Annotated in this window: 12 protein-coding genes; all 12 read right to left on the bottom strand. The window is 36.2% G+C overall.

What is annotated here, in order from left to right; translation table 11 throughout:
* Window positions 1-5: 5 nt before the first annotated feature.
* The gene (gene nrdG / locus HMPREF1477_RS00430; protein WP_016475428.1) at window positions 6-503 is read right to left on the bottom strand and encodes an anaerobic ribonucleoside-triphosphate reductase activating protein; all 498 of its coding nucleotides are present in this window, start codon (window positions 501-503) and stop codon (window positions 6-8) included.
* A 128-nt stretch (window positions 504-631) separates the two neighbouring features.
* The gene (nrdD, locus tag HMPREF1477_RS00425) at window positions 632-2,782 is read right to left on the bottom strand and encodes an anaerobic ribonucleoside-triphosphate reductase (protein WP_009660855.1); all 2,151 of its coding nucleotides are present in this window, start codon (window positions 2,780-2,782) and stop codon (window positions 632-634) included.
* 246 nt (window positions 2,783-3,028) lie between these two features.
* Window positions 3,029-3,844, bottom strand: coding sequence for a CpsB/CapC family capsule biosynthesis tyrosine phosphatase (locus tag HMPREF1477_RS00420; RefSeq protein ID WP_005384219.1), 816 nt, complete (start codon window positions 3,842-3,844; stop codon window positions 3,029-3,031).
* A gap of 246 nt (window positions 3,845-4,090) precedes the next feature.
* Window positions 4,091-4,537 (bottom strand): VanZ family protein, encoded by a 447-nt coding sequence (locus HMPREF1477_RS00415; RefSeq protein ID WP_005384222.1) that lies wholly within the window; start codon window positions 4,535-4,537, stop codon window positions 4,091-4,093.
* Between the two features lie 15 nt (window positions 4,538-4,552).
* Entirely contained in the window at window positions 4,553-5,719 is a 1,167-nt protein-coding gene (locus HMPREF1477_RS00410) for a nucleotide sugar dehydrogenase (RefSeq protein ID WP_005384223.1), read from the bottom strand.
* Window positions 5,720-6,814: an NAD-dependent epimerase/dehydratase family protein gene (locus tag HMPREF1477_RS00405; RefSeq protein WP_005384224.1), complete on the bottom strand. Its 1,095-nt coding sequence runs from the start codon at window positions 6,812-6,814 to the stop codon at window positions 5,720-5,722.
* A 15-nt stretch (window positions 6,815-6,829) separates the two neighbouring features.
* The gene (locus HMPREF1477_RS00400) at window positions 6,830-8,281 is read right to left on the bottom strand and encodes a lipopolysaccharide biosynthesis protein (RefSeq protein WP_005384226.1); all 1,452 of its coding nucleotides are present in this window, start codon (window positions 8,279-8,281) and stop codon (window positions 6,830-6,832) included.
* A gap of 191 nt (window positions 8,282-8,472) precedes the next feature.
* Complete coding sequence (locus HMPREF1477_RS00390; protein ID WP_005380878.1) at window positions 8,473-9,405, bottom strand: ATP-grasp fold amidoligase family protein; 933 nt, start codon at window positions 9,403-9,405, stop codon at window positions 8,473-8,475.
* Window positions 9,359-10,630: an O-antigen ligase gene (locus tag HMPREF1477_RS00385; RefSeq protein WP_005380838.1), complete on the bottom strand. Its 1,272-nt coding sequence runs from the start codon at window positions 10,628-10,630 to the stop codon at window positions 9,359-9,361. The genes HMPREF1477_RS00390 and HMPREF1477_RS00385 overlap by 47 nt, the downstream gene beginning before the upstream one ends.
* A 47-nt stretch (window positions 10,631-10,677) precedes the next feature.
* Window positions 10,678-11,745 carry a glycosyltransferase gene (locus HMPREF1477_RS00380; protein ID WP_005380787.1) on the bottom strand — a complete coding sequence of 356 codons (1,068 nt, stop codon included), beginning with the start codon at window positions 11,743-11,745 and terminating at the stop codon, window positions 10,678-10,680.
* Window positions 11,738-12,805, bottom strand: a complete 1,068-nt coding sequence (locus HMPREF1477_RS00375) for an NAD(P)-dependent oxidoreductase (protein WP_005380938.1) — start codon at window positions 12,803-12,805, stop codon at window positions 11,738-11,740. The genes HMPREF1477_RS00380 and HMPREF1477_RS00375 overlap by 8 nt, the downstream gene beginning before the upstream one ends.
* A complete protein-coding gene (locus tag HMPREF1477_RS00370; RefSeq protein ID WP_005381038.1) occupies window positions 12,786-13,505 on the bottom strand; it encodes a 2-C-methyl-D-erythritol 4-phosphate cytidylyltransferase in 720 nt (239 codons plus the stop codon). Before HMPREF1477_RS00370 ends, HMPREF1477_RS00375 begins: the two co-directional genes overlap by 20 nt.
* Between the last annotated feature and the right edge of the window lie 16 nt (window positions 13,506-13,521).

The raw sequence follows: 13,521 nt of genomic DNA, 5'->3' as shown, positions 1-13,521 counted from the left end.
CTATATCACTCCATAGCCAGGACTACTTCACCCTGTTTCAACGAAGATTGTACATCAATAATTCGCTGATTAGAGGAGCCTCTAAATCGTAAGGATGGATCTTTTAACTCATCTACAAATCGACCATCAACAAGGATATCGATTTGTTCCACTAAGCTACGGCGCGATGGATCAGATATAATATCATCCCAAACATAGCCAGAGTAAGCCCAAATAGGTTTCTCAGGCGCTGCTTCACGCACCGCTTTCACTATAGCTAGCATACCATCTACATTTTGAAATGGTTCACCGCCTAACAAGGTAAGGCCAGCACAATTAGGATCTTTTACATAAGACACAACCAGCTGTGTTTCTTTATCAGTCCATTCTTGACCAGCATTAAAATCTTGATATTCTTCATTAAAACAATTATAACAGCAATGGGTACAACCAGTTACAAATATAGATGTGCGTATACCTTCCCCATTGGCGATATCATATTGTCGGATCTGTCCATATCTCATAATAACCCCCATATTTGCCTGTGATCAACTTTGACCAAATCAAACATATAGATATATTTCAATTTATTATGTATATAGTAAAAGCTGTGCCGATGGCACAGCTTTTAACATGTTTACGATTAATAAAATTAAATATGCATTACACGATCTTTAATTTCTTTTGTGCGACCTTCGTTCCAGAAGTTTTCACCAAGGTATCCACACGTACGGCGGATAACTGTTAATTTATCGCGGTTTGTATTATGACAACGAGGGCATTCCCATTGATTGTCATCATTAACCTTGATTTCACCATCAAATCCGCATTCATGACAATAGTCAGATTTCGTATTGAACTCTGCATAGGAAATATTGTCGTAAATATATTTAATCATCGTCAATACTGCAGGAATATTATTGGTCATATTCGGAATTTCCGCATAGGAAATGCAACCGCCAGTCGATTTCTTTTGGAATTCAGATTCAAAGGCAAATTTATCAAATACGTTAATTTCTTCACGAACGCTTACATGATAACTATTCGTATAGTAACCTTTGTCCGTCACATCTTCTATAATACCAAAGCGTGCTCGGTCCAAAGAAGAGAAGCGATTTGTTAAGCTTTCAGCAGGCGTACCATAAAGGCCAAAGCCTAAGTTATGTTTTTCACGCCATTCATTAATAGCTTGGTTCAAACGATCCATAATTTTCATGGCAAAAACACGACCATGTTCACCTGTATTAGATTCGCCAGTAATCAAGCGACATGCTTCATAAATGCCAATATAACCAAGGGAAATCGTCGCATAGCCACCAGTCAAAAATGGAGCGATTTTTTCACCTTTTTTAAGTCGCGCAATAGCACCATGTTGCCAGTGAATTGGGGATACATCACTTACTACATCTTTCAATAGATTGTAACGTAACATCAATGCTTTTTCAGCTAACTCAAGGCGTTTATCCAAGATTTCAAAATACTTTTCTTCACTACCGCGTGCTAAAATACCAATTTGTGGCAAATTCAAACTTACTACGCCCATGTTGAAACGGCCATCAAATTTATAATTGCCTTCTGCATCCTTCCAAGGAGATAAGAAGGAACGACATCCCATAGGGCTGAATACATTGCCTTCGTAATTTTCCTTCATCTTCTTTGCAGAAATATAATCAGGATACATGCGTTTAGCCGTACATTGAGCAGCTAATTCTGTTAAATAATAATATGGGCTATCCGGATGAACATTGTGTTCGTCTAATACATAAATCAATTTAGGGAATGCTGGTGTAATGTATACATCGGCTTCATTTTTTACACCCTTAATACGTTGACGTAAAATTTCTTCCGTAATTAATGCCGCTTCCTTAGCGTATTCATAATCCGGTTGGAAATACATAAACAATGTAACGAATGGGGATTGGCCATTTGTAGTCATCAATGTATTGATTTGGTATTGAATGGTTTGAATGCCGTCCTTTACCTCTTTACGCGTGCGTTTCCAAGCAATTTCACGAGCCTTTTCCATATTTGGTTCCATGCCGTAAATCTCAACTTGTTCTTCAATTACATTATTGAGGATTTTTTCATAAGATTTACGTACGAATGGTGCCAAAATACGGTCAATACCATTAATACTTTGACCACCATATTGACCAGATGCTACTTGTGCAATGATTTGAGTTGTTACAGTACATGCTACTTGGAATGATTTTGGCGTGTCAATGCGCTTACCGTTAATAACTGTACCATTTGTCAACATATCTTCTAAGTTGATTAAGCAACAGTTAAACATCGGTTGGATGATATAGTCCATATCGTGGAAATGGATAGCACCGCTATCATGTGCTTCTAGTATATCTGTAGGAATCAACTTACGACGCGCAATATCCTTGGACACTTCACCAGCAATTAAATCGCGTTGTGTAGATACAATGGCAGCATCTTTATTAGAATTTTCATCAAGAACACTAACATTACTACGATCCAACAAACCGATGACATCTTCGTCAGTCGTGTTTTGGCGACGTTTGAAAGCTTGTACCGCTTTATAACCTTCATAAGCACGAGCTGTTGCAGGATTATGATACTCAATCAACTTATAGTATACTTGATCTTCTATTGCATAGATTGTCATATCCTTTTGAAGTTTTATAGCATATGCTTCAATTTCGTCAGCAATGCGTTCAGCTAAGCCAGATTCATATAACCCCGTACTACTATGTTCTGCCTTTTCAATAGCTACTGCAATTTTATGTTTATCGAAAGGTACCTTAGTACCATCCCGTTTAATGACCTGCAACATCTCGGAACCTCCCCGTTTCCCATACTCCGAATTAATTAATGTCATTACATATAAAAAGTATGGAAAAAACCATACTCAATCTATATTATTTACTACGAAAAATACAAAATTCAATAGATTATTTCGTATTTCTAACCGCTTTCATAGTATACTATATATAGTGTTTTATTGCAATAAAAAATACAATATCATGTAAAAAAGAGTCTTTTTGCTATACTTAAACGGCATAACAAAAAAACTCTTTTTTTATAAAGCGATTGAAAGAAGTCGAGTCCAGAAATTAGGCCGTTTTCCTGCCCAATGATCCGGTACCGTAGGATAAAATACTCTATCCGCTAATAAATCGCGTTCATTTAATCGGACGTCACTAAGTAAATCTTTCTTATATTCAACATCTAGTTTAGAAATTACATCTACATAGCTACCATATTGATTGTTCATCACATCATAACCAGTACCAAAGAAGTGTATTAGACCATTCGTATATAATTCAATAGCTTTCGTATAATGCTCAGAATGATGTGTAAAAGACATAATATTACATTCAAATAAAATGCCCTTATCAACCCATTCCAATAGTTGTTCAGGTTTATTAAAGAAAAGGTCATTACGTTCCACTTCACTTATGATAGGCGTAATACCTAAGTCACATAAAGTCTGTAACCACGCATCTACATGATATAACTTACAATCTTGTGGAATAGTAACTAACATAAAATGGCTATTACCTAATACAAGTGATTCTTTATGATTGCGTATATAGTCAATCATACCATCACCTAACTCAACAACGGCACCACTATGTAATGTAACCGGTATCGCTTGTTCAGATACTACTTGTGTTAAATTTTCTACCTGCTCCACTACTGACTCAACAACGGTCTGTACATTTAGCTCATTAACCTTAGGTGTACAAAAAATATCTGTAATACCAGAACGGACTAAATCTTTAACCATTTGCACAGATTCAGCCATGGATTGAGGTCCCTTTCCATCTGCCATAGCCGGCAAAATATATGTATGTAAATCTAAAATGCGTTTCATCTTCTTCCCCATTCTCATCTTTATATCGCCCCTTACCTCGATATAAATCTCTTAAATATAATCTCTTTAATTACTCAAATTCATTTTGTATTCATATTATACCAATGAATCTATGTCTTGAAAAGTACCTATACCTAAACTTTTGATAATATTTGATTGCTTAAAATTAAAGATTATTTAATAATTTCATTTTGTTTTCACAAAAAAACAAGGCTCCTATAAATAACTCATAGAAGCCTTGTATATTTAATTAAAATCCATCTATTAACTATGCCGTATTCTTTGATAAATAGACAGTATAACTTGTACGACAGCAACACCAATGATGACGCCGGCTGTATCGATTGCTACATCGCGAATCGATGCATGTCTACCAATACTTGCAAGTTGCAAGCATTCATCCATAACGGCAATAACTAATCCTATAAAAATCACTTTAAGTCCTGCATATTCACGATTAAATTGATGCAATGCTACATACAAACATCCACCAAGTACAGCAAACTCGAACACATGCGCCATCTTGCGGACAATGCGATTTAAGGACCACATGTCACCGGTGAGACCCAGCTTATACAGAATCGGACTCAACCATTGTGTCATCTTAAGACTCAAACCATCTGAGGAAATATCATTTTGTAGCGAATTATCCCAGATAAAAAGGATAACGAGAACAACTAAAGTAAAGCTTATCCAATGTTTCTTTAACATCTACTATCACCGCCACTAATCTCGGTCAAAAATATCTCTAGTATAAACTTTATCCTTTACATCGGCCAAGGAATCATCCCAACGATTGGCTACAATCACATCACTAACACGTTTAAAATCATCAAAATTTCTAATGACTGGTGAGTGGAAAAAATCATCAGCATCTAGTGTTGGTTCATACACAACAACAGCAATCCCCTTTGCCTTAATACGCTTCATGATCCCCTGTACCGCAGAAGCCCTAAAATTATCGGAATTTGTTTTCATTGTTAATCGATAAATACCAACAATCTTAGGATCCTTACCAATGATAGCATCTGCAATGTGATCTTTTCTTGTACGATTTGCATCAACAATGGCAGATATGAGGTTTTGTGGCACATCATTGTAATTTGCCAATAGTTGTTTTGTATCCTTTGGCAAACAGTACCCGCCATATCCAAAGGAAGGATTATTATAGAAATCCCCAATACGAGGATCTAAACATACGCCATGAATAATCTCACTCGTATTTAATCCACGCACCTCTGCATAGGAATCTAGTTCATTAAAGTAAGCTACACGCAATGCTAAATAGGTATTAGCAAACAATTTTATAGCCTCTGCCTCTGTAGAACCAGTGAAACATAAAGGTATATCATCTTTAAGAGCACCTTCTGCTAATAAGTGAGCAAACGTATGAGCACGTTCCGAATCTTCACCAACTACAATACGAGATGGATATAAATTATCATATAACGCTTTACCTTCACGTAAAAACTCAGGAGAGAAAATTATATTCTTCGTATTAAACCGTTCTCGCATCTGTTCTGTATAACCTACAGGGACTGTAGATTTAACAATCATAACCGCATCAGGATTAATATCTAAAACTGTTTTAATAACAGATTCTACGGATGATGTATCAAAAAAATTCTTTTGTGGATCATAATTGGTAGGTGTAGAAATTATAACATATTCAGCACCTGTGAAAGCTTCGTTAGGATCTAATGTAGCACGAAAATTCAGCGACTTATTCTTTAAATAGTCGGCCAACTCTGAATCAACAATAGGTGATTCTTTACGGTTAATCATATCTACCTTTTCAGGAATGATATCCAGTGCAACCACTTCATTATGTTGTGCTAATAATACGCCATTTGAAAGGCCAACATATCCCGTACCAGCTATTGCTATTTTCATTTATTTACCATCCTTCATATAAAAATCTTTATACCATATTGCAAAACGTCTTAAACCTTCTCGAAGTGTTGTACTCGGTTTAAACCCAAAATCCGTTTCTAATGCAGATGTATCAGCATATGTAATCGGCACATCTCCAGGTTGCATCGGTACGAGTTCCTTATGGCGCTCCATGTTAAAATCTGCTGGTAACACACCAGCACCTATTAACTCTTCACCTAATATTGTCACAAAGTCCAATAGATTTTCAGGACTATTATTACCGATATTATAAATTGCATATGGTGGTACTGGTAATCCATCAGCTCCATTTCTTCGTTCAGGAGCTACTTGCATAACCTTATAAACACCTTCAACAATATCATCTATATAAGTAAAGTCACGCTTACAATTACCATAGTTAAAGATTTTAATCACTTCGCCTTTGCGCAATGTGTTAGTAAATCCAAAGTATGCCATATCAGGACGCCCTGCTGGGCCATACACAGTAAAGAACCGAAGGCCTGTACATGGGATGTTATACAACTTAGCATAGGAATAGGCTAATAATTCATTAGATTTCTTTGTAGCTGCATATAAGGACACAGGATTATCTACTTGATCATCTGTAGAATAAGGAATCTTTTTATTAGAACCATAAACGGAAGAGGATGATGCATATACAAGATGTTCAACACCTTTTGCCCCATTATCATACGAATGACGGCAACATTCTAATATATTGTAAAAGCCAATAATATTTGATTCTATATATGCGTCTGGGTTCGTAATAGAATAGCGTACACCTGCCTGTGCTGCTAAGTTCACAACTACATCCGGTTTATATCTATCAAAAATAGATTGTAAAAACTCTTTATCCGCTATATTCCCTTTTTTGAATATCCATTGATTATCATGTTTTACGGAGGAAACAATCTGTTGAAGTCTATACTCCTTTAAACTCACATCATAATAATCATTAACAGAGTCAACACCTATGATGAGGCTATTTTCAATATTATTAAAAAGCGACATAACAAGATTGGCACCTACAAATCCTGCAGCCCCAGTAATGAGAATTACCTTGTTATGTAATGATACATTTTGTAAAAGCATAGTCTGTCCTTTCCTTTAGGAACGTCTTAGTCGTGCTAAGGCGCTATCCCATATTTTAGCAAGTACAACCCTCTCCGTTGGAAATAAATACAACACAACAAGATACGAAATAAGACTGACACATATACAGAAAATCGTCCAAATCATACTATTATATAAATGCAACAAAGCATAGGAACCAATACCTACAATGGCGGAGGTAATGATATAGGCTTTAATATTAAAAATTACACTCCACGCATTCATCTTCACATACACAGCTAAGAGATATAAAAGTACACCAATCATTTGAATCCGTACTATAGAACGAGCATAGACAAATGTAGTGAAATCATATTGAACACATATGTATATAACCGGAATTAATACGATGAGATGTAACATCTGTGCAAGGAATGAAATATTTGGCATTCCCTTAGCACGAAATGCTTCAGATATTAAATATGAAATAGCGGTCACGAGAGATGAGCTTAATGCCCATGATCCTAGCACTATTCCGGCTAACTTCCACTGAGGTCCCAATAAAATTTGTACAATAAAATCTTGATATACAAACATACCAACACCTAATGGAACCAAAAATAAGGCCATATATCGTTGAAATGTTAAAAATGTTTTTTCAAACTCCTCTTTATTATGTTGATGTCGTGATAAAGCAGAGAATAAAACAGGAGCCATCGAAGATGTAGCAATAGCCATAACAGTAGTAACTATAGCTGTTGGCATCTTATAAACGCCAAGATAATATGCGTTCAAAAAATGACTAATAATGAAGGTATCTACCCATGCCGTAAGCCATATAGAGAATGCCTCCGCCAAGGACCATGCACTAAAACTGAACATATTACGAAATATAGGATACGAAAAATAGATGGATATCAATTTTTCTTGTCTCACACATAATGCAATAGCTGTAAATAGTTGTGCCACTAAAAGCCCAGCAATCAAAGACCAATAATCAAAACCTGATAATGCCATTGGTATAGATACGAACAAAGGAGTAATGATAGTAATCATTCGTATGCTTAAGAGAAATTTGAAGTTAAAATTTCTTCTATACATTGCCATTTGAATGCTACTAAATGCACTCAATGGTAACATAGCCCCCATCACAGCTAAAGGAATACCTAATCCTTCATTGCCAACCAATGATGCTAACTCATCACGGCAGACAATGATAGCAATCCATAATACAATAGCTAGTACTATATTTGAAATAAATGCAACACTAACACTTTTCTGTTTAGCCTCTTCACTTTCAAATTCGTATTGAACAAGAAATTTCTGGAATCCCGCATCTGCTAACATTTCCGCAAATGAAATAACCATCATTATAGTGGCTAAAATACCAAATGCTGTAGGGGCCAAAATATGCGCCAATATGATATTTGTAATTGGTGTAATAAGCTTTGCTAAGATCTCCGTTATAAGTGACCACTTAGCAGCAGCTACAACTTTAGTATCCATTGATATTCAAATCCATTTAATTACGATTTATATTCTTTAAGCCTTGTAAAAATAACTCATGATGCGCTTCACATGACAAATAATTCTGTATTGCTGTAAACCCATTAATCGTTTTTGTAGGTGATTTTAAATTTATAGATTCCATATCACCATTTTCGAATAATATACGATTTATATCTGTAGGAACAAAATCAGCTCCGATGTATACCTTCAAGATGTAACCACTCTCCCATTTCGTAATCAAACTCCATTGGTTCCATCTTTATAAATCCTGCGCCAGGATACAATGTTAATTCTCCAATATAAAGATGATTATTCACGTCATAAAAATCAACCCGTAAAAACGGAAAATCCTTAGATAATTGTTTGCATAATGATCTCATCTCTTCATAGTGTGGCGGTTTTTCAAATGTTTTGTTAGAGGGCTCATAATGAAGAACGGAAAGATTAATATAATTCCAATCCTCATCATAATAGTTCATACGTGTTCCACCTTTAGAAAATCGTTCAGAACAAACTACAGTTAGCTTTGGTTCTCCGTGAAAGGAATACATCTTATAGTCTAATAAATCTGCATTTCCTAACTCATCTATATACTCTTCTGCTAAAATACGGCGACGTACATTTTTATAGGGCCATTCACGAGCTATAAGATAAAAATCACGCTGTAAAGATTTATTAATAATTTGACGTGCTCCTTCTTTATCAAACTTAGACTTATCTTTACAAATTACAATACCACCACTGTCATGAGTGCATTTCAGTACAAACTGATTCGGTAATGCATCAAAATCAATTTCATCAAAAGAATCCCATACACCTAAAGTAGGAATGATGTACTTTGAGTCAATCCTATCAGCTAAATACTTTTTAGCCTCATACTTATCAACCATAGTAGTATATATGGATTTACGATCATATAATTTCATCCACTGCATCTTTTCACTAAAGGTCTGTGGATTATCTAAATTTAATGGATATCCCATATATTGAGGAAATATCCTTCGTAGAAACGCTTCATCGCTTAAGGAATCATAAGCACCCATTTTTATCATCACCCGTAAACGGTAATAAGGATCAGAGATGAACCGCTTTCCCTTGGTCAAGATTGTTTGTATGTTCATGTAATTTCTTCCTTTTAGTCCGTAAAATCTGAACTTCTATAAAAAATAACATCATATAAAAGTAAGTACTTTTACTTTCATAGGAAACCAAACCCATATCCATAACTAATTGAGACATAAGTAATATAAATACCATGACATATTCATTGCTGTGAAAATCATGATATCGTATCATGTTATAAACGAGATAGGCATACATGGAGTAGTATGTGACCACACCTATAACACCAGTACCCGCCAGTAATTCAATGTAATTATTGTGAAGGTAGTAATTTTCTCGACCGAAAATAGAGTATGTATATACCGCAGGATTATTAATCCCAACGCCTATAATTGGAGACTGATGAAATAAATCCCAACCAATATCGACTAAGGCCATGCGAACAATAGCAGAAGAATCCCCACCAGTGCCTGTGAAAGCATCTACCATGGAACTCATACGTTCTAATACTTCACTAAAAATAGGTAGCTGTAATATACCTATAAAAGCAATAATTAATATGCTCAAATAAGCTACTAATTTAGCTAAGGAATTAACAATATTTTTACTACGAAAGCTTTTGAATACGAATAATAAAACGATACCTATAACGACAAATACCAATGCTTTCCGACTACCTGTAGCCGCCAATATACCTAATGTTGGTAATGCTATGATGTTCCACCATCGCGGTTTATCGTACATCATATAATACACGGTCATTACAATAGCATTGGCACCTAATAGTCCTACTGTATTTGCATTTAATGCGTCATTTGCTATACGAGCCGATGATGAAAGAACATTGATAAAATAATCGAGCCCATAGTAATACACCGTATAGAAACAGACAATATATCCTGTCCACATGCCGATTTTCAATAAGGAATCAACTGATTTTTCTCGCTGAAAGCACATATACAAAACAATGAGCATACAAAATATTTTTACAATATCAAAGCTTCTACTCATGGCTACAGATGGATCAAGAGCATTTAGAGAACTAAGATAGCAAACGCCTATGAATAGTAGCATATACATATGCATCCATGTAAATGACACTGTAATTCGCCCCTGGTCTCGTACGAGATAACATAGTATTAATCCAAACAAGCATACGAATAGCACATAGGCACCGTAATCTGCATCGCCGAGGGCGAACGATATGGTCAATGAAAGTACAAGAAATACTAATGTTATAAACCATATAAGACGATTAGATATGGTCGTAATATTTAACTTCAATACTGTCCCTCTTCTCTCAATATATGTACATCACAACACTAATTTTTCTATAAAATATCAATCCAACGTTTAGCAATTTTACTTAGTGGGAATGTATCTCGCACCTTGATTGCTTCAACAGATATACGTTTAGCCAACTCAGGACTTGCTAAGATGGATTTCATTTTTTCATACATCGTTTTCGTATCCCCTACAGGCACTAGTAATCCATTGACACCATCTTGAATGACCATACGCGCACCGCCTACCGGGCAATCTGTAACAACTACAGGTAGCCCCATTCCCATAGCTTCTAACATGGAGTTAGATATGCCTTCAAAGTCAGACGATGACACAAACATTGTACATGGTCGCTCTTGTTCCAAGATGTTAGTTGCGAACCCCGGTAAAAGAACTCTGTCTGCTAATCCTAAATTTGCAATTTGTTGACGAAGTTCATCCTCTAGGACACCTTGACCATAAATGACAAGTTTATATTCCTTAAACTCATCTGCCAACATGCTAAATGCATTGATCATCATAGGTAAATTCTTTTGCGGATGCAATCGACACGCGGTTACAATAATCTTTTCACGTTCTCCTTCGTAAGGTTCTGGTAAATTGCCATTAATCGGATTTGGAATGATATGCCCTCGTCTTTGTATAGAATTTGAAAAATACGATTTTGCATCTTCAGTTTGAAATACTATGGCATCAGCAAATCGAAATGCAAAGTTTCGAAGTATTTGTTGATGTTTGCCGACAGGCACCTTACGCGGATTATTTCGTTCAGAAAATACCATGCGATTTTTCACAAACCACGAACTAATAGCCAATATAAAACTGGACGCACTCAGAAATGATAAACACGTTGCATTAGGACGTTGTTTTAATATGCCAATAAGTGCTTTAATTTCTTGTAAAAATCGAAGAATCTTATTGGAACTGGTCGTATGTATTTGAATTTGCTCTATACCTTCTGGCAATGCATATTCGGTGCCATAGCGATTAGGACTTGTTTGAATAACTGTAATCTCGTGTCCATCATGATGCCATTGGCGGGCCAATTCTGTTAAAATTCGTTCAGCTCCATCATTACCGAGGGAAATCGTAACAATAATAATTTCTTTACCCATTTTGACGCTCCTCTGTGATATATTCGGCTAAACGTATATATGCGTCTTTCATTGTTACCTTTGGTTCCCATGATAGATTGCGCATCTTCCTAGAATTTAAAAACATATGAACTGTAGGCGCATAGCCAAAGGAGGACACATTTTCAGGTATATCAAAGACGACAGAAACTTTATCGCCCCCCACATGGCACGCTACTAAATTGGCAATACTAGCAATACTACGAGTTTCCTCGTCATGGCACACATTATAAGCTTCGCCCATATCACCTTGGGTCATCAAAATAATAATGGCCCGCACTGCATCCGTAATATAACAGAAGTTGGACATGGAATCGCCCTTAGTATGAAGGATAATATCACGACCATCCAAGGCATGTTGGGTGAACTGCATAAACACCCGATTATCATCTAACGGCACACCAGCGCCGAACGTCTGCGCAAGGCGAGCGATTTTAACAGGAACACCAAATTCAACAGCATAGGATTTACAGTAACATTCGCACATACGCTTACTTTCAGAATAGGAACTACGAACGTTTAGATGATCTAAATATCCAATGCGATCCTCCGTCATAACTTGACCAGATTCATAAGGTATACCATACTGTTCCATGCTCGATAGATATACCATACCTAAAATCCGCTGTTCTTTTCCCATTTCTAACATACGTTCCGTACCATGTATTGATGTACGAATCGTATCCACCGGATGTTCTACAAAATATTTAGATTTTGTAGGGGCAGCCCCATGCATAATATAGTCACATGCTACAGTTAGAGAATCTAATGGCCTATCAACAAATGTGATTGCTTGTGAATTTAGAATATCCTCAAACATAGAATGTGCCTTTTCTATATTGCGCACATGGCATATGACATGTAATGAAAGATGGTAGGCATCATTGGCGGCTACTAATGAACGAGCCACCATAGAGCCTATTAAACCTGTAGCACCTGTTACAAGTATTGTCTTATCCTGAAACGCCTTAAATATGTGAGAATCACCTATAATTTCTTGTATGTCTCGTTCAACAACCGTATTAATTGCCCTCACCTCCACTTTCTCTATTTTTTAATATACCTGTGAACATATAATAATCTGATGGGGTTGTAATCTTAATATTTTCAGGTTCCCCCCATACGGGGTACAAGGGATACCCATAATGCATCATCATAGATGCAGAATCGATAAAATCATGAATTCCTTCAGCTATTGATGTATCATGAACTGAAAGAATATCAACGAGCCTAAAACTTTGAGGCGCTTTTGCCATCAAACATTGTTGACGATTTAAAATCGTTTTGATTTCTCCATCATCAGTAACCATAACTGTTTCAATAGCAGGAGTTACCGTAATGGCACTCCCCTTTGTTTCAACAGATCGTATATTTCTAACAATGGTAGAACGATCAACTAAAGGTCGTACACCATCATGAATTAGTACTGTTATATCATCAACACCATATAATCGTTTCACTTCAAGCAAACCGTTATATTGAGAGTCCAGTGCAGTCTCGCCACCAGGAACAATGGATACTATTTTTTGAAGGCCTTCTTTTGCTATCAGAGCCCTTGCATAATCCATCCAGTCTGACTTACACACTAATACAATGCCATCAATGAAGGGTTCTTCTTCAAAAATGGATAGTGTTTGTATCAGTATAGGCTTACCATTCCATTCAAGGAATTGCTTTGGCATTTTATCATTTTTCATACGGGATCCTACGCCACCAGCAAAGATAACTGCTATTCTTTTCATAGAACCTCCCTTAACT

It is taken from the genome of Veillonella sp. HPA0037, from assembly GCF_000411535.1.
Taxonomy (GTDB): domain Bacteria; phylum Bacillota; class Negativicutes; order Veillonellales; family Veillonellaceae; genus Veillonella; species Veillonella atypica.
The sequence above is the reverse complement of the archived record's forward strand: the minus strand, read 5'-3'. Positions and strand labels throughout refer to the sequence as shown.